General features: G+C 39.3%; 18 protein-coding genes. 17 read left to right on the top strand and 1 reads right to left on the bottom strand.

Annotation, left to right across the window (positions count from 1 at the left end):
- The first annotated feature begins 25 nt into the window (after window positions 1-25).
- The 17 genes from gudD to PQ474_RS07770 all read left to right on the top strand — a co-directional run bounded on the left by gudD (window position 26) and on the right by PQ474_RS07770 (window position 20,386).
- A complete protein-coding gene (gene gudD / locus PQ474_RS07850; protein WP_390186399.1) occupies window positions 26-1,396 on the top strand; it encodes a glucarate dehydratase in 1,371 nt (456 codons plus the stop codon).
- A gap of 384 nt (window positions 1,397-1,780) precedes the next feature.
- Window positions 1,781-3,307, top strand: coding sequence for a galactarate dehydratase (gene garD, locus PQ474_RS07845; protein WP_273841626.1), 1,527 nt, complete (start codon window positions 1,781-1,783; stop codon window positions 3,305-3,307).
- Window positions 3,308-3,618: 311 nt separating this feature from the next.
- The gene (locus tag PQ474_RS07840) at window positions 3,619-4,950 is read left to right on the top strand and encodes a hypothetical protein (protein ID WP_273841624.1); all 1,332 of its coding nucleotides are present in this window, start codon (window positions 3,619-3,621) and stop codon (window positions 4,948-4,950) included.
- A gap of 354 nt (window positions 4,951-5,304) precedes the next feature.
- Entirely contained in the window at window positions 5,305-6,153 is an 849-nt protein-coding gene (locus PQ474_RS07835) for a DUF72 domain-containing protein (protein WP_273842133.1), read from the top strand.
- A gap of 45 nt (window positions 6,154-6,198) precedes the next feature.
- The gene (locus PQ474_RS07830; RefSeq protein WP_273841622.1) at window positions 6,199-7,017 is read left to right on the top strand and encodes a sulfite exporter TauE/SafE family protein; all 819 of its coding nucleotides are present in this window, start codon (window positions 6,199-6,201) and stop codon (window positions 7,015-7,017) included.
- Window positions 7,018-7,034: 17 nt separating this feature from the next.
- On the top strand, window positions 7,035-8,396 hold the full coding sequence (locus tag PQ474_RS07825; protein WP_273841619.1) for a bifunctional metallophosphatase/5'-nucleotidase: 1,362 nt from the start codon (window positions 7,035-7,037) through the stop codon (window positions 8,394-8,396).
- A gap of 190 nt (window positions 8,397-8,586) precedes the next feature.
- Window positions 8,587-8,889 (top strand): YunC family protein, encoded by a 303-nt coding sequence (locus tag PQ474_RS07820; protein WP_273841616.1) that lies wholly within the window; start codon window positions 8,587-8,589, stop codon window positions 8,887-8,889.
- Between the two features lie 300 nt (window positions 8,890-9,189).
- On the top strand, window positions 9,190-10,299 hold the full coding sequence (locus PQ474_RS07815) for an HD-GYP domain-containing protein (protein ID WP_273841614.1): 1,110 nt from the start codon (window positions 9,190-9,192) through the stop codon (window positions 10,297-10,299).
- Window positions 10,300-11,129: 830 nt separating this feature from the next.
- Window positions 11,130-12,092 carry an alpha/beta hydrolase family protein gene (locus tag PQ474_RS07810; RefSeq protein ID WP_273841613.1) on the top strand — a complete coding sequence of 321 codons (963 nt, stop codon included), beginning with the start codon at window positions 11,130-11,132 and terminating at the stop codon, window positions 12,090-12,092.
- Between the two features lie 500 nt (window positions 12,093-12,592).
- Window positions 12,593-13,603 carry a TAXI family TRAP transporter solute-binding subunit gene (locus tag PQ474_RS07805; RefSeq protein WP_273841611.1) on the top strand — a complete coding sequence of 337 codons (1,011 nt, stop codon included), beginning with the start codon at window positions 12,593-12,595 and terminating at the stop codon, window positions 13,601-13,603.
- Window positions 13,593-14,087 (top strand): DUF1850 domain-containing protein, encoded by a 495-nt coding sequence (locus tag PQ474_RS07800; RefSeq protein ID WP_273841609.1) that lies wholly within the window; start codon window positions 13,593-13,595, stop codon window positions 14,085-14,087. Before PQ474_RS07805 ends, PQ474_RS07800 begins: the two co-directional genes overlap by 11 nt.
- Window positions 14,088-14,122: 35 nt before the next feature.
- The gene (locus PQ474_RS07795; protein ID WP_273841607.1) at window positions 14,123-16,279 is read left to right on the top strand and encodes a TRAP transporter permease; all 2,157 of its coding nucleotides are present in this window, start codon (window positions 14,123-14,125) and stop codon (window positions 16,277-16,279) included.
- A 404-nt stretch (window positions 16,280-16,683) separates the two neighbouring features.
- Window positions 16,684-17,640 carry a thymidylate synthase gene (locus PQ474_RS07790; protein ID WP_273841605.1) on the top strand — a complete coding sequence of 319 codons (957 nt, stop codon included), beginning with the start codon at window positions 16,684-16,686 and terminating at the stop codon, window positions 17,638-17,640.
- A gap of 581 nt (window positions 17,641-18,221) precedes the next feature.
- Entirely contained in the window at window positions 18,222-18,467 is a 246-nt protein-coding gene (locus tag PQ474_RS07785) for a hypothetical protein (RefSeq protein WP_273841603.1), read from the top strand.
- 258 nt (window positions 18,468-18,725) lie between these two features.
- Window positions 18,726-18,905: a hypothetical protein gene (locus PQ474_RS07780; protein ID WP_273841602.1), complete on the top strand. Its 180-nt coding sequence runs from the start codon at window positions 18,726-18,728 to the stop codon at window positions 18,903-18,905.
- A 6-nt stretch (window positions 18,906-18,911) separates the two neighbouring features.
- On the top strand, window positions 18,912-19,844 hold the full coding sequence (locus tag PQ474_RS07775; RefSeq protein WP_337956353.1) for an ATP-binding protein: 933 nt from the start codon (window positions 18,912-18,914) through the stop codon (window positions 19,842-19,844).
- Between the two features lie 287 nt (window positions 19,845-20,131).
- Window positions 20,132-20,386 (top strand): hypothetical protein, encoded by a 255-nt coding sequence (locus tag PQ474_RS07770; RefSeq protein ID WP_273841600.1) that lies wholly within the window; start codon window positions 20,132-20,134, stop codon window positions 20,384-20,386.
- Window positions 20,387-20,972: 586 nt separating this feature from the next.
- Here the strand turns inward: PQ474_RS07770 and PQ474_RS07765 are convergent.
- Window positions 20,973-21,425, bottom strand: a complete 453-nt coding sequence (locus PQ474_RS07765; protein ID WP_273841598.1) for a hypothetical protein — start codon at window positions 21,423-21,425, stop codon at window positions 20,973-20,975.
- Between the last annotated feature and the right edge of the window lie 369 nt (window positions 21,426-21,794).

Here is a 21,794-nt window from a genome sequence, read left to right as displayed (position 1 = left end):
AACATGATAGGTTTACATTAAAACAATAGAGGTGACTTGTATGCAAACTGTAACGAATGAAAAAAAGACAACAACACCAGTTATTACTGAATTAAAGGTGATTCCAGTTGCTGGTCATGACAGCATGTTGCTAAATTTGAGCGGAGCACATAGTCCGTTTTTCACTCGAAATATTGTTATTTTAAAAGATAATGCAGGGAATGTCGGCGTTGGGGAAGTTCCAGGTGGCGAAGGGATTCGCAAAACACTCGAAGACGCTAGCTCGTTAGTGGTCGGACAATCCATTGGAACATACAATAACATTTTAAATTCTGTTCGAAAGCAATTCGCCGATCGTGATGCCGCTGGTCGCGGACTGCAAACATTCGATTTGCGAATTACTATCCATGCAGTAACAGCCTTAGAAGCAGCTCTACTAGACCTACTAGGCAAACACCTGAACGTGCCGGTTGCAGCGCTACTTGGCGAAGGACAACAGCGAGATAAAGTTGAAATGCTAGGATACTTATTTTACATCGGAGACCGTAACAAAACCGATCTACCCTACTTAAGTGATCCAAACGGAGAAGATGCTTGGTCTCAGTTACGACACGAGGAGGCAATGACGCCTGAGGCGATTGTACGTTTGGCGGAGGCGGCATATGAGCGTTATGGCTTTAACGATTTTAAGCTAAAAGGTGGCGTGTTACGCGGAGAAGAAGAGATTGAGGCTGTGACGGCACTAGCAAAACGTTTCCCAAATGCTAGAATTACCCTTGATCCAAATGGTGCGTGGTCACTAGAAGAGGCGATTCGCCTTTGCAAAGATCAACATAATGTGCTCGCATATGCGGAAGATCCATGTGGAGCTGAGAATGGCTATTCTGCTCGTGAGGTAATGGCTGAGTTCCGCCGTGCAACAGGGTTAAAAACAGCCACGAACATGGTTGCAACCGATTGGCGTCAAATGGGTCACTCCATCTCCTTACAATCCGTTGATATCCCATTAGCAGATCCGCATTTTTGGACGATGCAAGGCTCTGTACGTGTTGCGCAGATGTGTAATGATTGGGGCTTAACATGGGGATCTCACTCTAATAATCATTTTGATATCTCACTTGCCATGTTTACTCACGTGGCAGCAGCTGCTCCTGGAGACATTACCGCCATTGATACACACTGGATTTGGCAGGACGGTCAGTATTTAACAAAGAATCCATTTAAGATTGAAAATGGAATGGTTGCTGTACCAGAAAAACCAGGCTTAGGTGTCGAGATTGACATGGAGCAAATTGAAAAAGCTCATCAGCTTTATCTTCAAGAAGGCTTAGGCGTTCGTGACGACTCTGTTGCCATGCAATATTTAATTCCTGGCTGGAAATTTGATAACAAGCGTCCATGTCTAGTTAGAGATTAATCAATGGTTGGCGTAGGGATGTTAGCATAAAGGAATGATTTTCATAGTCAGGTAAGTTTGTATGGTCGCTTCTTTATAATCATCTCTAATGCAACTGAAGCGAAGCTATCTTCCTATCTTTCCTTCTAGAAAAAAGTAGACCGAATTAAAGAACACTGAAAAAGTTCTTTCTAGTAGATTCGGCGAAGTGCAATGGCTCCACACGTTGCGCGCCTGCGGATTAAGAAACCCACTAAGGTCCGCAGGCTTAAAAGAAGGCAACGGAACACTCATTGCATAGAGGGTGCTGAAAAAGGTAAAAAGCGTACCTTTTTCAGCACCCTCCCTAATTTCGGTCTACTTTCGTCCCATAAACACTCTACGATAAAAAAGGAGGGGTTTTCCATGTCTTTAAGTACAAAAGTAGATGAAATACCCTTGTATATTAAAGTCAATGTGCAAGACAACGTGGCTATTATTGTCAACTCGGGTGGTTTAAAGAAAGGAACCTTGTTTGCTTGTGGTCTAACACTCAAGGATTTTGTACCACAAGGACATAAGGTGGCTTTAGTGGACCTTGAAGAGAATCAAGAGATCATCCGATACGGAGAAGTAATTGGGTATGCAATAAGTCCAATCAAAAAAGGAAGTTGGATTAAAGAAACGTTAGTAAGAATGCCAACTCCACCAAAGATGGATGAATTACCACTTGCTAGTCATAGTTCAGAAGAATTGACTCCTCTAAAGGGATATACATTCGAAGGTTATCGAAATGCGAATGGGACAGCGGGGATTAAAAACATTCTTGGTATTACCACGAGTGTCCAGTGTGTAACAGGGGTCCTAGATTATTCGGTAAAGCGAATTAAGGAAGAAATCTTACCGAAATACCCGAATGTTCATGATGTCGTTGCTCTAAACCACACGTATGGCTGTGGTGTAGCGATTAATGCTCCTGAAGCGAAAATTCCGATTCGGACGATTCAAAATATCGCCACACATCCGAACTTTGGAGGAGAGGCTATGGTCGTTGGATTAGGGTGTGAAAAGTTGTCACCTGCACAATTAGGTGTTCAAAAAGATACAGTTTCGCTTCAAGATCAAGCCGGTTTTATGCCGATGGTGAAAATAATCATGGAAATGGCGGAAGAACGTTTAGAGAAATTAAATCAAAGACAGAGAGTGACCTGCCCTGTTGCGGACTTAGTCATAGGCTTACAATGCGGGGGAAGCGATGCCTTCTCAGGTGTGACAGCTAATCCGGCAATCGGGTATGCTGCAGATCTACTCGTACGTGCCGGAGCAACGGTGATGTTCTCAGAAGTAACAGAGGTTCGTGACGGCGTTCATTTATTGACACCACGTGCCGCGAACGAAGAAGTTGGTCGTGCGATCATTCAAGAGATGAAATGGTATGATGATTATTTAGAAAAAGGTGAAGTAGACCGAAGTGCTAACACGACACCAGGAAACAAAAAAGGCGGTCTAGCAAATATTGTTGAAAAATCATTAGGTTCTATCGTGAAATCTGGGAGTACTAAAATCACAGGGGTTGTCGGACCAGGTGAAAAAGCAAATGAAAAAGGCTTGCTCTTTGCTGCAACGCCAGCTAGTGATTTCGTCTGTGGTACGTTGCAATTAGCGGCTGGGATGCATCTGCAAGTATTCGCTACAGGACGTGGAACACCATATGCACTAGCAGCAGCCCCAGTTATAAAAGTATCCTCAAGAACGGCGCTGTTAGAACAGTGGAGTGATCTGATTGATGTCAACGCAGGTACCATTGCAACAGGTGAAGCAACCATTGAAGATGTTGGTTGGGAATTGTTCCATTTCATCATAGATGTGGCTAGTGGCCGTAAACAAACATGGACAGAAAAATGGGGTATTTGTAATGACCTAAGCTTATTCAATCCTGCTCCAGTTACATGATCACTTTTTGAGAAGGGAATAGGTGAAATTTGTTTATGGAAGCTGAAGGTAATGTCAGTATTATATAAAAAAGCTGAGGGTATAGGTATGTCAAAATCTCACCTAGAGGAAATAGGACTGTCAAAAGCTGAGTCCGAGGAAATTCAAGTACCTAAACGAGTTTTGAACAAATTGCCAAGCTACTCCCACAACTCATAATGGTGATGATGATTTTGCTTACAACCGTACTTTTCGTTCGTACTGACTTACTCTTGATAGATTTCGGATCTTTATAGAAGAGAAGGTTGTTTTCAAGAAAGGAGACGAGAGCCGTGCGCAGTTATCTCATTTTACTCATGTGTTTTTTGTTTCTGATTCAATACTTTGCCAATATTAGTTGGCTTGGGTATATGGTTGTTAGCATGGCGCTCGTAGCCTTTATTGCTAGTGCGATAAAGGCTACAGGATTTCCTCGTATCATTGCGATTATTATGATGGGAACAGGAATGCTGATAGAATTGAACAAAGGGACAGGATTAGAAGGAATTAGTCAAGGAATTTTAATGATCTTGCCTTTACTTTGTCTAGTTACTTTTGCCCCACTTCTTTCGCTTCCACTCAAATTAGGAGGGTATTTTCAATCAGTCGATTTGTTGCTACGTAATTTATTGCATCATCCTAGAAAATTGTTTGCAGGGATTACGGCAACTCTTTTTATCTTAAGTCCAATATTAAGCTTAGGGTCGGTCAGAATCATTAATGAATTTTTAACTGACCTCAAATTACCAAAAGCGATGTCGGCCAAAAGTTATTTAATTGGTTTTTCTACAGCGGTCATGTGGTCGCCCTATTTTGCCTCTGTATCATTAGTGCTTTACTATTTAGGCATGCCTGTTGGAACATATATTTTGTATGGCATCGGCTTATCATTTCTTTCCTTATTTATCGGAAACGTATTGTTCTTTTTATGGGAACGGCGCCATCCGTTTGGAAGAAGTATCGTTCCTGAGAAGAAACTTGAGAAGAAGCATCAAAACCAACTCTTACAACTGGCTTTGTTTGTCGTTGTTCTAATGGGTTCGTCTTTAACGATTGAATATCTCACCAAATGGTCGATGATTGTCATCGTTAGTATCATCTCTATTACGTTACCTTTCGTTTGGGGATTGGTCACTAATGGCTGGAAAAGGCTAAATCCGACGCTAATTCAATTTCGTGATCAATCTGTACCGATGATGAACAATGAAATTATGCTTTTTATGAGCGCAGGTTTGCTCGCGCATGCGATACAGGGAACTAATTTTGCCAATCTTGTCAGCGAGTACTTAACCGTGATTGCCAATCAATCTTTTTTACTATTTGCTTTAGCTGTAATGATGATTGTACTCGTTGTAACTTACATTGGGATCCATCAAATAGCGGTTGTCGCTGCACTAGCTATGCAATTGAGTGCTGACGAATTAGGAATAAGCAATCTAGCCCTTGCGATGCTTTTATTATTAACTTGGTCTATCTCATCGGCATTAAGTCCTTTTTCTGGATTAAATTTAATGGTTAGTCGTATTGTAGGTATATCTGGAGTAGAAACGGGTCTGCGAGCCAATGGGTTGCATTTATCCATTTTGGCCGTTTTAGGAATTGGAATTATTATAATGATCAATTAGGTTAAAAAAGCGAATCCTATTGGACTCGTTTTTTTAGTACGCAAGGCATTCTCTAGGGTTCAAATCCTAAACATTGAGGATCATACGCAACAAAGACAAGGTTGTAGAATGATCCAAAATCTGAAAAAGACAAGTGAAACAGCCATTTTAAGATAGTAGAAAGTGAATCCATGGGGTTCACTTTTTTTACGGGATTTACGAGTAGTTCCTTTATTTATAAAACTAGAGAGGCTAGCAGAAACTTCTAAATAGATAGAATCAAAATGCGAAAATCGTTTCGTTAAAATGTAAGTCCACGCTTGAAATAAGTTATAATAGAGAGATCAACATAAAGGAGAAGAGGTGAATTCGACTTTGATTTATATTGGACTGGCAGGATGGGGAGATCATGATGATCTCTACATGAATGGACTACACAGGCAATCGAAGCTTGAAGTATACGCAGGTCACTTCCCAGTTGTCGAAATTGATGCCTCTTTCTATGCGGTTCAACCTCTTCGGAATATGGAAAAATGGGTCGGAGAAACTCCACCAACTTTTCGTTTTATTGTCAAAGCCTTTCAAGGAATGACCGGTCACCAAAAGGGTTTTGCTCCCTTTGAATCAAAAGAAGAGATGTTTGAAGCATTCCGACTATCATTAGGGCCACTTCAGAGGACGAACAAATTGGCAATGGTGCTTTGTCAATTTCCACCGTGGTTTGATTGTAAAAAGGAACATGTACAGTGGGTTCGGTATGTGAAAGAGCAACTGAGAGAATGGCCAGTTGCCCTAGAGTTTAGACATCGCTCTTGGTTTGAAGGGGAGATGCGTGGAAAGACCCTTCAGTTTATGAGAGAAGAGGGCTGGATTCATAGCATCTGTGATGAGCCTCAAGCGGGGATGCGCTCGATTCCGATTGTGATGGAGGCGACACATGATGATCTAACCTTAATTCGTTTTCATGGTCGGAACGTTCATGGATGGAATGACCCTGGCGATGGTACATGGCGGGACGTTCGTTATTTATATCAATACAATTTGGAAGAATTACACGAATGGAAGGAAAGACTCGAGGTTTTAACCGCTCATACAAAAGACATTTACATCGTCTTTAACAACAATTCTGGTGGAGATGCAGCTGCAAATGCTAAACAGCTGATTGATATTCTTAAGATAGAGTATGAAGGTCTTGCACCTAGACAACTTGATCTATTTTCTTGATAATAGAAGAGACGGATCTGAACTAGATAGAAGCAGGTGTGATAAATGGTTTGGTTGATACTAGTGATGGTTGGCTTTGTAGGGGCAACCATAGGTAGCCTTATGGGTCTCGGTGGCGGGATTGTTGTTGTCCCGTCTTTACTTTTACTTGCAAGCTTGTCATTATTAGAGATCACTCCGCAAATCGCCGTTGGGAGTTCGCTAGTCATTATGATCGTGACAGGAATCTCAGCGACCATTGCTTATATGAAGCAAAAGACTGTTGATTATAAGAGTGGTCTGCTCTTTTTTTGTGCAAGTGGTCCTGGTGCAGTTGTTGGAACGTGGTTAAATCGCGGGTTTGACGCTGATTCATTTCAATTTGTTTTTGGTTTTTTTATTTTGTTTATTTCATTCATTTTATTTATTCGAAGCCATTTCACACCCAAACCATATACGAAAAAAAGAATAGAACGCACGTATATTAATAAAGAGGGAACTAGTTTTACATATGGCTATCATTGGTTACCGGCTTTAGCCCTCTCTTTTATTGTGGGGATGTTATCTGGTTTATTTGGAATCGGAGGCGGATCGCTCATGGTGCCAGCTATGATTATCCTCTTTCATTTTCCTCCCCACGTCGCCGTGGCTACATCGATGTTTCTGATTTTATTGTCGGCCATCGTTGGCTCTATCTCACATATCGCCTTAGGAAATGTTGAGTGGTTATACATAGGGGCCCTTTTGCCTGGAGCCTGGTTTGGAGGAATAACGGGAGCCGCAATCAATCGTCGATTATCAAGTGAAAAATTGGTGTTTGTTCTGCGAGTTGTGCTAATTTTTATTGCCCTAAGACTGATATATGAGGGCTATATTACAGTTTAGAAAGGAGGGAAGCCATTTTGACAATTAAACATTTAACGATTTTTCATACCAATGATATTCACAGTTGTTTCGATCATTGGTCTCAAATCGTCGCTTATATGAAGAAAAATAGAAATGAACATACGCTTTATTTGGAGCTTGGCGATCATACGGATCGAAGCAATGCGTTTACAGAGGCGACTTATGGAAAAGGAAATGTCGAGCTGTTAAACGAAGCTGCGGTTGATTACGGTACGATTGGAAACAACGAAGGCATTACCTTTTCAAAAGATCAATTAGAGTCTCTTTATGCAGACGCAACGTTTCCTATTGTTGTAGCAAATGTGTTCAACACGAATGACACTCGTCCAAAATGGATGAAGCCATTTGTGATCCATAAAATGAAGAGCGGATTAAAGATTGGAGTCATTGGATTAACAGCCCCTTTCTATCGTTTTTATGAGCAGTTAGGTTGGAAGGTAACACCTCCTATCCCTTTATTAAAAAGGCTATTGCCTCAAGTGAGGAAACAAGCTGATGTAGTCATTCTGATGTCTCATCTAGGGTTACAAAAAGATGAAGAGATCGCTGAGGAATTTTCAGGCATTGATGTGATTTTAGGGGCTCACACTCATCATGTTCTTCCTGAAGGGAAATGGGTGAAAGATACATTGATCGCTCAAGCGGGAAAGCACGGTGCTTTTTTAGGAGAAATACATATTGAATATGATGATTCAGCACTTAAAATCCAACACAAGCAAGCTTGTCTATTGAATCCGAAAGAGGAGTCAAAGGATCCAAATACAGATGAAATATTAAGACGAATTAACGAGCAAGCAACTGATATTCTAAGTGAGCCCATTGCAACGATTCCGAAGCCTTTACTGGTGAACTGGCAAGAACCAAGTGAGTTTGGCCAGCTACTTTGTGATGCGGTTACAGAGTGGTGTGGCAAAGAGATTGGGTTAATGAATGCAGGAGTTCTGCTTGATTCACTTGAACAAGGAATCGTAACGAAAGCAGACCTTCATCGAATATGCCCACATCCGATTAATCCTTGTATTGTAAAGGTTACAGGGGCCCAACTAGAGAAAACAATTGAGAGGGCGCTGACAAGGGAATTAACACATCTGGAACTTAAAGGATTTGGCTTCCGTGGAAAAATACTTGGGACCATGCTCTATACGGGTATCGAGGTCAAGGAGCAGTCTGGATCGATTCAGATCAACATCTTAAATGAGCCGCTTGAAAAAGAAAAAAGCTATGCAATCGCGACACTTGACATGTACACGTTTGGTTATCTCTTTCCAGATCTAGCGGATGCTAAGGAAAAACAATATTTTATGCCTGAGTTTCTGCGAGATGTATTGGCTTGGAAGCTTGCGGGAAAGTGGGCTTAGCCACACCCCTATGAGAAACCCACTCATAGGGTTCTAAAGAGACCGATCGGCTCCGCACAGTGCGAAGAGGCCACTAAAGAAGGGGAAATCGCCCTTTTTTAGTGGCCTCTTCAGTTTAGGTTCACGCCTCTTATACTCCTTTCATATCGTACTAATGAGATTGGAGTGAATGAAAGGGAGGGTATTTTAGATGCTTGAAATGAATCCAATTCAAATTCAAGGTGAGACGTTTATTGCTGTTACCTTAAAGCTTCCTAAGACAAATTTTATGGCGGTTATGAATGATACAGGGTACATCATGTGTGGAGCTTTGGATGTGGCGCTTTTAAATGAAAAATTAAAGGATCGTAAAATTGTTGCGGGTCGAGCAGTTGGCGTTAGGACGATTGATCAACTATTAGAAGCACCCCTTGAATCCATTACGTTAGAAGCAGAGCAAAAAGGGATTCACGTTGGTATGAAGGGAAAAGATGCTTTACTGAAAATGAAATAGATAGATAAAGGTAGGGTAGTCAGATCATTGACTACTCTTTATCATCGAATGAAAAATCGATATTTTTCGTCATAAAAGAGTCAAATTCAACAATTTTTCCATTTTGTATTGGAAATCGAGTGAAAATGGAAGAGTTTTACTTGCAGACTCTTCTTTATGATGTAAACTTAAAAGTAAATGGATCGGACTAAAAGGATGTTCAACATGGCGATAATAAGGCAGTTGATCGATTGATGTAGAACTAAAAAAAGTGATCATTTGCTTGTTTCTGTTTTGAATATCAACGAAAAGGAGAACACCATGAGGTTAGTTTCTATTCGCTCTGTAACGGCAGGTTCCAAGCTTGCCAAAGCTATATATAATGATAATGGACAAGTCCTCTTATTTGAGGGAGCAGAGCTTACAAATCGTGTTCTTGATCGTTTAAGTCAGCTAGGGTTTACCTTTATTTATATTCAAGATGAACGTACCGATGATATAGAAGTTGAAAGTGTTGTAAGAGAAGAGACTAAACGTCAAGCCGTCAAAACAATAAAAGCAGAGTTTCAAGCCATTGCCGATGATATTAAGCTAAAAAAAGCGTTCAATAGTGATCACTTTAGTAAGGATTTTTCTAAAGTGATTCAGGCAATTTTATCTGACATTAAGAAGAATGAAAATGCGTTAGCGATTTTATCAGATATGTTTGTATATGATAGTTATATTTTCACCCACTCACTTAATGTCACTGTTTATACACTCGGTTTAGCCGTAGAATTAGGATTTAATGATAAACAGTTGATGGATATAGGAATGGGTGCTTTGCTACATGATGTAGGGAAGATGGCGATTCCGGTTGAAGTGTTAAACAAACCAGGTCGATTAAATAATGAAGAGTTCCGTATCATTCAAACCCATGCGAGGGCAGGATTTGATATGTTAAGAAATGCTCCGAATCTTTCCCTGCTTTCGGCTCATTGTGCCTATCAGCACCATGAACGGTTAGATGGGACCGGTTATCCTCAAGGGTTAAAAGGGAATCAGATTCATTACTATGCGAAGATGATTGCGATTGCAGATGTTTTTGATGCGGTGACGTCCAATCGCATTTACAGAAAACCGATGCTTCCTCATGAAGGATTAGAGTTACTGTATTCAGGTGTGGGGAAACAATTTGATCAAGCGCTTGTAGAAGCATTTAGACGAACGATTGCCGTTTATCCTGCTGGTATAAAAGTAAAATTAAGTGATGGAAGAATGGCGATTGTCGTAAAACAAAATAAACAGCTGAGTACCCATCCGGTCGTTCGTATTATGGAAGAAAACGACAAGGAAATCTCACCTTCATACGATGTTGATCTCATGGAACAGTTAAATGTTACGATTGTTGAGACGGAAACTACGTTAGTGGCAAGTAGTTTAATAGGTTAAAAAGCCTCCTTTTTGCAAAAGAAGGCTTTTTTCTTATTCATTAAACTGCTTTTTTAAAGTACAAAACCAAAATAATAGATTGTAAATATCACGGTAAATAAGGTTTCAGCAATTAAAACATACCAATCTAGCTTTGTTTTTTGGAGGTCCGCTAGTTTATGATACATAAGATATATCCGCAAAACAACAAGGATCAAGGAAATAATTAACACAATAGTATTGCCTATTAATAAAAAGCAAAGATGTAGATAAGCCACTTAAGAATAAACGCACCTACTAAATCCATGATAATTAGCTTCCATCTTGGTAACTGTAACAATTCCGCCTGCAACTCAGACTCAGACAACTCCTTCAATTGTTGTTTATTCTTATGATATTCTAAATTGGTATAATTTTCATGGAGTATTTGCTTGTCTCGTACTCAAAAACAAAGCAGAACGTTTGAATTATCAATGCGGATTTATGATTTACACAGCTAGGGAATAGCCTTTATAGTAAACATGTATCTTGGTGTTAACGTTAGAACAAATACTATTTAGATGGAGTGCAGAGATAGGAAAGGGTTAAAATAGCAAAGAATGTATGTATTTCGCTCATTTTTATTTTTTAGACAAAATAAAGATTCTAATCACCTATGACCAAAGGATTGAATTGAAATAACCATGTGATGAATGAAGTTATTTTTCTTTGTGAAAATTAATAATGGGACATTGGACAACGTTAATATGTATTTTTATGGTAATATATACAATATTGTGGGGTGGAGAACTACTTGATGAGTTATTAACATGAACCCCTTTAATGTAAAGTTATATTGGAGGAAGACTATTTTGATTTTCTCAAAAGGAATCGATCAATACGCTCTACGTTGTCTACATAAAACACGCAGCAAGAACTATCAGTATTCATCTCTCCCCATTTTTAAAGTGTTTGATAGAGATCAATTTTATCGTGCTCATTCAATAGATGTTACGTTTTCGTTGAGTGAGAGGGATGATTATCGTAGTGGGACTTTTGAATCGAAGAGCTTAATTTCTACTGGGTATCCTACAAATGATAAGGTAATAGGAGAAGCATTTGTAAACAAAAAGGAAAATGTACCTAATCTTATTTTTGTACATGGATGGCGTCAAGATTCATTCGAACGAATGAGAAATATTTTTCATGACCGTCTAAAAAGTGAAACAGATGGGAACTTATACTATTTTACTCTACCGTATCATTTTCAAAGAAAACCAGTTGAATCTCTTTTTAGTGGTGAGTACATGATAAGCGCTGATGTTAGCCGAACACTTCAGGCAGTTCAACAAGCTGTTGTTGATTTAAGAGCGTTTATCCATTGGATAAAGACCCACAAAAAAGGGCCAGTGATACTTATTGGACTTAGCCTAGGTGGGTTTATTACGAATCTAACTGCAACATTAGAACCGAAAATAGATGCATTAGTTTCCATCTTTTATTCGAACCGCTTATCTTATTCTATTTGGAAGACGAACCCAGGGATATATATAAGGGCAGATTTGGAGCAACATGGTGTGACATATGAAGATTTAGTCAACTATTGGCAAATTACAGAGCCTAGTTTAAGTAGGCCCAAGGTCAATAAGGAAAATATTTTACTCATTTCTGCGAAGCATGATCAATATGTCGATATAGAAGATGCAAACTATTTATGGGAATCTTGGGAAAGGCCGACAAGGTATCTATACAATTGTGGACATGCTGGAATTGTTTTAAAACGGAGAAAAATAGCGGAAGACACCCTTGCATTTCTCCATACTAAAATAAAATGAGGTAAGTAATATGATTTTCTTAGTAATATTACTATGGTTAATGAGCTGTATCGTTCTTTTTACAAATCTTCAAAATCGAGGGATGTTTGGCATTATGCTTGGTTATCGTTTACGTAAATATGGTAGCATCTATTCTATGTATGTTTATAGTTGAACATACAAATCTCTTTATCATTAACTTATACCATATTATGTAAATTGCGGCCATTCATCAAGATCTTCTTCCTCATCATATTAAAAGGATGCTAGGGATTTACGTGTAATTAATTAATAATAGTACCCACAAAATGCTAGATAACAGCTTTTAGAACTTTGTCAAATCACGACTATTTTTTGGGTGTTTAATATATTTATAGAATAAAATGTCAAAATCATACATAAACCGTTGTAAAATATAAAAGATGTCTATAGAATAGAGAGTGGTTCAACAATGACCGGTGTTACGCAAATGAGTGACTGATTTGCTAACCATAAACTGAAAGAAATAAGGGGGATTTTACATGAAGAAGTTAAGTTTCTTAATGATGCTAGCTCTTATGTTAGTACTAGCTGCATGTGGCGGTGCACAAGAGCCTGCAGAACCAACTGACGATGGTGCTGATACGGGTGAAGAAGCAGAAGGTGGCGACACGGCTCGTGAATTCACAGATATCGCAATCATGACAGGTGGAGAACAAGGTACATACTTCCCACTTGGAGCTGCACTTGCAAATAATATTATTAACGCTCACGTTGATAACGTAGATGCGGCTTCATTCGCCTCTGGTGCTTCTGTTGTTAATATTAACGGAATTGTGGATGGCGATGCCGATCTTGCTCTAGTTCAAAACGATGTAGCGTACTACGCTGCTGAAGGTATTAATATGTTTGAAGAAGGTGGCGCTTTAGAAGGTTTCCAAGGAATCGCTACTCTTTACCCTGAAGTGATTCAAATCATTACGGCTGCTGACAGTGGCATTGAAACAGTGGAAGATTTAGTAGGAAAGCGTGTGGCAGTTGGTGACTTAGGATCAGGTGCTGAAATCAACGCAAGACAAATTCTTGAAGTTCATGACTTGTCTTACGACGATATTAACGAAGAGTACATGGGCTTTGGTGATGCTGCAAATGGAATCCAAGATGGAAACATTGACGCTGCCTTTATCACAGCTGGTTTACCAACTGGTGCGGTAGAAGCTCTTAAAGCATCAAAAGATATTAGCGTCGTTGCCATTAGCTCAGAGAAAGTAGCTGAATTAGCTGCTGCTTATCCTTATTATACGGAGTTCACAATTCCTGGTGATACTTACGGAACTGAGGATACAACTACGGCTGCTGTACTTGCGATGTTAGTCGTATCTACTGACATGGACGAAGATCTTGTATATGACATTACAAAGGCTATGTTTGAAAATACAGACGTTTTCAGTAATGCTCACCAACAAGGTGCGAACATTACATTAGAGACAGCATTAGATGGTATGTCTATTGACGTTCATCCAGGTGCACAACGTTTCTACGATGAAAACTAACAAAAAGATTAGCAAAAAGGCATTGCTTTTAAGCACTGCCTTTTTGTTCCTTTTCATTGGGAGTGTCGTTTTACTCTTTAACCCTAGTCAAGGGGATAAATATTTCCTACAAATTTACCTACCTTATGAAGATGTGGTGTTCTTTGAAACACCTATTAAGCCAGACCAAACGTTTTATCATGAGTATGTCCATTCCGTTGAGTTATCTCCTGTAAGAGAATACTTTAAAATTGATGAGCGGTATAATATGATAGCTACAGAGAGCTGGACGCAATCATTTGGGGCAGGTCTGCCATATGAAAAAAAAGATGAATTTGAAATGAGAGATGGCTTTTTTGTCATTACGCAGGAACGTTTAATTGAACATTTAAATTTGTTGCCGTCGCATCTTTTTCCACATGCTTTTTATGTCGGAGAAGAAAGGGTCGATTTATCTGGTGAATTAAACGGAAAACGAATTCGGATCCAGGTGATTAAAAAATAAAAAATAAGTTTTTAGAATTGGAAGGAGTTGAATGTATGTCAAAGAAAGAAGAAATTAGTTATCAAGCGGATCCAGATATCGAAGAGAAAGTGAATGAGCTTGCTGGGAGTGACCGGAAAGTTCGTGGCTGGATGGCGATGCTTATTTTAGTTATGGCTATTGTTATGTCTTTGTATCATTTATATACAGCTGGTTTTGGATTAATGCCAGGGGTCGGGACACGTACTCATATGATTATTCATTTAACATTTGGACTGGCGCTCGTGTTTCTTATTTTCCCCATTAAGAGGGGACTCGGACAAACCAAAATTGTTTGGTATGACTTTCTTATTGCTCTGATCGCCATTTCAGTCGGGTATTATTTATATGCGAACCAAACGTCAAATTCAATTCTAACTGGTCGAATGACACAAATGGATATGATCGTTGGTATTACGCTTCTAGCTCTTGTTTTTGAAGCAACGAGACGTGTAGTAGGGAAGCCGTTAGTGATTATTGGCTCGATATTCATTGCGTATTTCTTTTTAGGTCATTATTTAAATCCGCCATTTAGACATACGAGAGCAAATTTTGATAATTTCATTTATGAAATGACGTATACGTCTTCCGGAATTTTCGGTACGCCACTATCGGTCTCAGCCGTTTATGTCTTTATATTCATTTTATTCGGGGCCATTTTAGAAGCAACTGGTGCTGGAAAGATGTTTATTGATTTAGCGTTAAGAGCATTTGGGAAATACAAAGGGGGACCTGCGAAAGCAGCCGTTGTATCTTCTGGGATGCTAGGTTCGATTTCAGGTAGTTCCGTTGCGAATGCTGTTACGACAGGAACGTTCACGATTCCACTTATGAAAAAGGTCGGCTTTAAGCCACAAGTTGCTGGTGGGATCGAGGTTGCATCTTCTTCGAGTGGTCAATTGTTGCCCCCGATTATGGGGGCAGCTGCCTTCTTAATGATTGAATATACGCCTTATTCGTACGCGGAAATTATTCGTTCTGCGGCTATTCCAGCCATTTTAAGTTATATTGCGATTTTGTTTATGGTCCATATTGAAGCATCCAAGCACAATATTAAAGGCTTACCAAAAGAAATGCTTGTATCTGCTCGGAAAACATTGATCCAACACGGGTATTTAATCTTACCGGTTATCATCCTCGTTTACTTCTTAGTAAGGGGAAACACGGTTCCAAATGCAGCTTTCTTTTCGATCGTTATCTTGCTAACACTTGCAACCTTTACTCATCGCATGCGTGAAAAAATGGGCGTTGGCCTTCTGATTGCAGCAGTTGTTGGCGGATTTTCTTATGCGATGCACTTTGTTTTAGATTGGAACATTGAAATAGCCGTGATGGTTGCACTTGGTATTTTTGTTTCTCTTTTCGTCATTCTTTTACAGAAACAATTTAAGATTGATGCAGCTCCGGTTCGATTCGGTGTAAGAGAGTTATTTGCAGGCTTTGAAATGGCAGCACGTAACTCATTAACGGTAGTTGTTGCGTGTGCGACAGCTGGGATATTAATTGGTGTCATTAACTTGACCGGTTTAACGGCGAAATTGCCAGTCATTATCGTTAACTTCGCTGGGGAAAATTTATACTTAGCCCTTGCCTTCACGTTAGTCGCTTGTTTAATCTTAGGTCTAGGCTTACCGACAACAGCCACTTACGTTATTTTAGCAGCAATGGTTGCTCCTGCACTCGTTCAAATGGGTGTACCCATTATGGCGGCACATCTATTCGTTTTATATTACGGAATTTTGGCTGATGATACACCGCCGATCAATTTACCAGCTTATGCGGTGTCGGGAATTGCGAATTCAGAACCGATTAGTACGGGAATACAAGGGTTTAAGTTTGACTCAGGGGCATTGCTATTACCCTTTGTATTTGCAACAAATACGGTTATTCTCTTGCTCCCTGAAAACGCTGGCCTTTATAGTTGGCCAGTTATCGCACAAAACATTTTTACTGCTTTACTAGGGATTATCGCATTCGTTGTCTTTATTCAAAACTTCTTCCTTGTGAAGCTCCGCTTTTACGAGCGTATTTTAGCGCTAGCAACGGCGTTAGTCTTTATCCATGGCTCATGGATGACGGATGTTGCGGGAATCTTGTTGCTCATTCTTTTAGTCGGCATTCAATACATGCGTAAGAAAAAAGATGATGGGAAGGAACAGCCTGCAACAACCTAACTAGGATTTAATTCACAGGAAAATAATTGTCAGATAACTTTAAACAGGTGTTTAGATTTTTCATCTAAACACCTGTTTTTTTAAAAGGCTGTTTTTCGTAAAGCTTGTTGCTAATAGTTTTCCTCGTAGTGAAATGGAGCGGAAGTCACTCGACTCCTGCGGGATGCAGAGGTAGGGGCGAGACCCCACAGGCGCAGCCGAGGAGGCTCGGCACCTCCCCACGGGTGCGAGTGGCTGGAGCGCAATGGAACGAACTTGTGAAGGACACGTAATCCATAAAAACAACGAAAACAGCCTTTTTTTAAAGAGGAGATTCCCCCTGTACTTATGGTAAAATGATACTAAGTGTAACGGAATGACACGGGATTGAAAGTGGAAAAGTAATATAAAGGAGCGTTTATCCAATGAATCAAGCCGATAAAGTGTATTTAGATTTATGTGAGTACATCCTTACGCATGGAACGAAAAAGGAAGATCGTACAGGAACTGGGACGATTTCCATTTTTGGACATCAGCTTCGTTTTAATTTACAAGAAGGATTCCCCCTTTTAACAACGAAGCGTGTTCCTTTTAGACTAGTTGCAACGGAGTTATTATGGTTTCTAAAAGGGGATACGAATCTTCGCTATCTTCTAGAAAACAACAATCACATCTGGGATGAGTGGGGCTTTCAAAAATGGGTTGAATCAAAGGAGTATCAAGGACCTGACATGACCAACTTTGGCTTGCGTAGCCAATCGGATGACGAATTTAATAAGGTCTATCAAGAGCAACTGAAGCTTTATCAAGAGAAGGTAGTAACGGATGATGATTTTGCTAAGGAATATGGGGATTTAGGAAATGTTTATGGCAAGCAGTGGCGTAGCTGGGAAGGGGCAGATGGACAAGTCTATGATCAAATTCAATACATCATTGATGAGATCAAACGAAATCCAGACTCGAGACGATTGCTGTGTAATGCTTGGAGTGCATCCGAGCTTGAGAACCAACAACTCCCACCTTGTCACTATGCGTTTCAGTTTTATGTCAATGACGGGAAATTAAGTTGTATGTTTAATATGCGTTCAAATGATGTCTTTCTAGGGCTTCCGTTTAACATTGCTTCTTACGCTTTGTTGACCCATTTGATTGCACATGAGTGTAGCCTAGACGTCGGAGAGTTGATTTATACTGGCGCGGATGTTCATATTTATTCAAACCATGTCAAGCAAATACAAACTCAATTAGAGCGTGAGCCACGGGTGTTACCTACTATTAAATTAAATCCTGAAAAAGAAAGCATATTTGAGTTTGAGTGGAGAGATCTTGAATTGGTGGGGTATGATCCACATCCAGCTATTAAGGCACCAGTGGCTGTTTAAACGAACCAATGACAAGAGATGCAAACCCTATTGGGGGTGTATCTCTTTTATTATCTGTGCTAACGAAACAACTGTTTAATGACAAAGATGATGCCTGCCCATAAGGGAATGCTTAAAAGCGATCCCCATACTAATCCTGTAAAAACATTTCCTTCTTCTTCCATTCGAACCATCCTTACTATCTTTTTTACAATTATTGTCAGAGTTTTTATCAGCTATACACGTCATTGAGTGGGTGAAGAGTATAATCTGATACATTGGAGGGAAACTATGTTTACATTCTTAAAATCATTATTTAATAAGAAGTGTCACTTCTGTGTCGAAGCAAGGGTATTTTACAAACTATAGAGATCATCAAGGAAAAGAGCTGAAAGTTAGCCCTAAATGTTTAGAGTACGCGGAAAGAAGAGCGTTTACGAAAGTAATGTAATCCCAACTTATGAAGCTGGCTTGAATCTATCACATTAAACGATATTTTTTTGTTAGATTTTCTACCGAATTACTTCACTATAATGTGTTTTCAGATTATTATAATAATTGAGGAGAAGGACAACTATTCAACAAAGGACGTGATTGATAGGATGAAAGAGGTTATTGGAAACTTCAAGGTGAAAAATTATTACTTAGCGGAAATCGAAAATGTTGGAGATAAATTAAAATCATGGAGCTGGGATATTTATATTGCAGCCAATGATAAAATGGAATATAAGGGGAAAGCGCTAGCTCCAGGAAAAGGGATAGAAGTTCCTTGGACAAGTCTCGGTGGACAAGATGTATTGGAAGAAATGATGGATTTATGTGCACAGCAAATGCCAAAGTATTCTTAAAGGCTACTGAAAAAGGTTGTTATGCCTTTTTTAGTGCCCCTCATCCTTTAGGGGTTTTTTTTTGCTCATTTTTACGTTAATCAAAGCGGATCTTCTCTAAAACTAGGAATTTAGACCGGATCTTAAGAAAAGATTCAAGGAAAAACCCTATTTCTGTCAAAGCTTGTTATAATAATGACTATATATACAGATGTGTGAAGAGAAAAAAGCATGATAAATAATAGAAAAACATGCTTCTTTAAGGTAGGGGGGAGTAAGATGGCTGTTCAATATGAGGATGCACTAGAAAACCTTTTATGGTTGTCTACTAAGTTAATAGGGGCTAGAACCCTTTTTGTTAGTCATATTGAAGAAACATTCAAAGTAATAAAAGTGTTTAATGAAGACGGGTGTTACTTGAATGAAGGGATGGAGTTACCGAAAGACCACGCCATATGAAGCCTTATTCCTTGTAACGGTCGGGAACCGTTAATTATACATGATACGAAAAAGGATGAGAGAGCGAGTGTCTTTGATGCCATTTATGAGGCTAACATCGGCTCTTACTTAGGTGTCCCTGTTTATTTAAAAAATGGCAAGATGTTTGGGACCGTTTGTGCTATTGATCCAGAGCCTTATGCTTTTTCAAAAGAAGAAATTGAAACGATGGAAAAACTATCCTCCATTCTTTCCGTTCTTTTAGAAAATGCAACTAAATCAAGTTACAACACAGTAGATGATAAGCTCATGAGATTAGAAAAATTAGCATTGCTAGGACAACTATCGGCTGGCTTGGCGCATGAATTACGAAATCCAATGCAGTCTGTTAAAGGGTTTGTCCAATTTTTATTTGAGGATCAAACAGAGAATCGTTTTCGCGATATTGTTTTAACGGAAATTGATCGAATGGATCATTTAATTCATGACTTTCTTTTAGTGACGCAGCCAACCGCTCCTAAAAGAGGCTACTACGATATTAATGAGATTGTTTTTGAAACGGTTGAACTTATTCAAACTGAGGCTACTCTTCATAACGTGGAATTGTCGATTTCAGTTGATTGCGACCAATTTGACGTGCATGTTGATCGAGCTCAAATCAAGCAGGTAATGATCAATATATTAAAAAATGCCATTGAAGCTGTCGGCGAAAATGGACAAGTTACGATTGATGTTAGGACTTTAAACGATAAGGAGGTCACAATAGAAATAGAGGATAATGGAGCAGGGATACCAATCGCTATTTTAGGTAGGTTAGGAGAGCCTTTCTTTTCCACGAAGGAGGGCGGGACAGGCTTAGGCTTATCTATATCCAAAAGGATTATTCAAGAGCATAAAGGATCGATATCGTTTGAGAATAAAAAGAGCGGAACAAAGGTTACGATTTCGTTACTGAAGTAGGCTTGAGCGAAGGGCCTTATTCCTTTTAGCCGAGAGGACACTAACATATAGAATTTCATGGAAATAGCGGATTGTATGTCCGCCTCCTATACAATGAGGAAAAGGTGCATGGGCAGTTGAACGTTCCATGTGCTTTTTGTTGATCGCAGCAACTCTCACTAAAAAGCAAACTATATAAAAATAACGATATATCGACAGAAACCTACTTTCATGTCGGGAATTGTCTCACGATTAATATAGGAAAATAACCCTCTTATGTAGAATGACTAATAAAAGGGGAGATTTCAATGGATAATATCAGAGAATTTACGATCAAAAATCATTTTTTAGTAGAAATTGATAATGCTGGAGTTGAGTCAACAAACAAATTGAAAACGTGGAGTTGGGATATTTACATTGCAGCCAATGACCAACAGGAGTTTCGTGGAAAGGCTCTAGCACCAGGTCAAGGAGTAGAAGTTCCATGGACCACACTTGAGAAGCAGGATGTATTAGCGGAAATGATTGAGCATTGTGAAAAGTTAATGCCTAAGCAGCCCTGATAGGGGGCCTTTTTTATTAGAGAGGTACATACATGCTTCATACAAATGCATCTACCCTGTTGAGTTGAAGATCTTGTTTCGAATTCCTTTTTTGTCCCATCAGGAAATATCACTTCTAGCTCAAGCTTATCATCATCAGCCTGTAAGCCAAAAACACTCAAGACTTGGGTGATGTGATCGCATCAAGTGCTGTATCTTTCGTAAAGGTTAATTGCTCTAAGTAAGGTTGAAGATGGCAATAGCGTCTTCATCCTTGAGAGTTTCGCCCTCTAGTTCGTTTTTACTTCAGCATCAACGTGATGACCTGAGTGTTCATCGTCAACCTATGACAAGTGATTGGCGTAGGTAACATCTAAAGCAAAAAATGTGAAATTCAACGCTTCGCTGACAGTGCCTTCTTTAGTTACGGTCGGGTCGGTCGTATCAGTGGCAGGATTAAGTACATCAGCAACATTTTCTTGTCCACAGCTAACAAGTATAAGAATGAACAGAAACAAAATGAATTTCTTCATCATACATCTGCCAGTATGTTATTTCGGTCAACAAGGGCTTCTCTTATTCGAACAAATCGGTTGGATTTCCTCAGTTACTGCAACACCTTGTCTAATTCGGAAAAACCAAATACTTTTAACGCTTCGATTTCCTCATCAGAAAACCGCTCCTCTAGCATCGTAAGAATCTCTTCCTTATCCTCAGCATTCACGCCATTTTTAACTTGTGAATAAAGACCTAATAATTCAGTGAGGCTAAACTGATCAAGAACGGCCTCAATTGCTTCTTCCCTTGTAAAGACTAACTCCTGATTAGGCATGCTTGCTCCTGAGAACCTAGCAGGTTCATCTTCAGTTAAAAAAATACGATCTTCATGACTAGACTCATCAGTAGTTATCATCCTTTTTTCATCACGACTTTCGCTTTCATCAACTTTTCTTTCCATTTCAGTTTGACTGTTATTTGTACTATGAAGTAAGCCGAGGACACCAGGAATTGCCATACAAAGTATGACAAACAGTAACCCAGATATCATTGCTTTAGCCATAATAACCTCCTTTTAAACCGTTCTTTTAGAACCATCACTTTTCCTTCCTAGAAAACAACTTACTCTTTACACTGAGAAAATAAACAAACAAGTCCCACTTAAATTTAATCAAAATTCAACCATTCTCTTGATTGGCTGAAACAACTTGGTAAGAACTTCAAACAAAAAGCAAAAAACAAGTGTCGATTTTACATTTTTAAAGAAAGAAGATAGACCAGGGCTCGCAGTTATGATTAAAATTCAGCATACGAACAAGAAGATTTATTAAAGAGTGTGGTCAGTCATGAAGCATTCCAAACATTAAAATGTGTTTGAAAACATGTGAAATGGATGAGGGATTTGTAAAAAGAAAAAGGAAATATAGGTAAA

The organism is Halalkalibacter alkalisediminis (assembly GCF_028610705.1).
GTDB classification, from domain to species: Bacteria; Bacillota; Bacilli; order Bacillales; family Bacillaceae_D; genus Halalkalibacter; species Halalkalibacter alkalisediminis.
Note: the sequence above shows the minus strand (reverse complement) of the source record. Positions and strands in the feature narration are given on the sequence as shown.

What these genes read in the sequence shown, in the direction of transcription:
- garD (WP_273841626.1), top strand. Translation starts at nt 1,781, where the DNA reads ATGTCTTTAAGTACAAAAGTAGATGAAATACCCTTGTATATTAAAGTC.
- PQ474_RS07830 (WP_273841622.1), top strand. Translation starts at nt 6,199, where the DNA reads ATGGTTTGGTTGATACTAGTGATGGTTGGCTTTGTAGGGGCAACCATA.
- PQ474_RS07820 (WP_273841616.1), top strand. Translation starts at nt 8,587, where the DNA reads ATGCTTGAAATGAATCCAATTCAAATTCAAGGTGAGACGTTTATTGCT.
- PQ474_RS07815 (WP_273841614.1), top strand. Translation starts at nt 9,190, where the DNA reads ATGAGGTTAGTTTCTATTCGCTCTGTAACGGCAGGTTCCAAGCTTGCC.
- PQ474_RS07805 (WP_273841611.1), top strand. Translation starts at nt 12,593, where the DNA reads ATGAAGAAGTTAAGTTTCTTAATGATGCTAGCTCTTATGTTAGTACTA.
- PQ474_RS07800 (WP_273841609.1), top strand. Translation starts at nt 13,593, where the DNA reads ATGAAAACTAACAAAAAGATTAGCAAAAAGGCATTGCTTTTAAGCACT.
- PQ474_RS07795 (WP_273841607.1), top strand. Translation starts at nt 14,123, where the DNA reads ATGTCAAAGAAAGAAGAAATTAGTTATCAAGCGGATCCAGATATCGAA.
- PQ474_RS07790 (WP_273841605.1), top strand. Translation starts at nt 16,684, where the DNA reads ATGAATCAAGCCGATAAAGTGTATTTAGATTTATGTGAGTACATCCTT.
- PQ474_RS07785 (WP_273841603.1), top strand. Translation starts at nt 18,222, where the DNA reads ATGAAAGAGGTTATTGGAAACTTCAAGGTGAAAAATTATTACTTAGCG.
- PQ474_RS07780 (WP_273841602.1), top strand. Translation starts at nt 18,726, where the DNA reads ATGGCTGTTCAATATGAGGATGCACTAGAAAACCTTTTATGGTTGTCT.
- PQ474_RS07770 (WP_273841600.1), top strand. Translation starts at nt 20,132, where the DNA reads ATGGATAATATCAGAGAATTTACGATCAAAAATCATTTTTTAGTAGAA.
- PQ474_RS07765 (WP_273841598.1), bottom strand. Translation starts at nt 21,425, where the DNA reads ATGGCTAAAGCAATGATATCTGGGTTACTGTTTGTCATACTTTGTATG.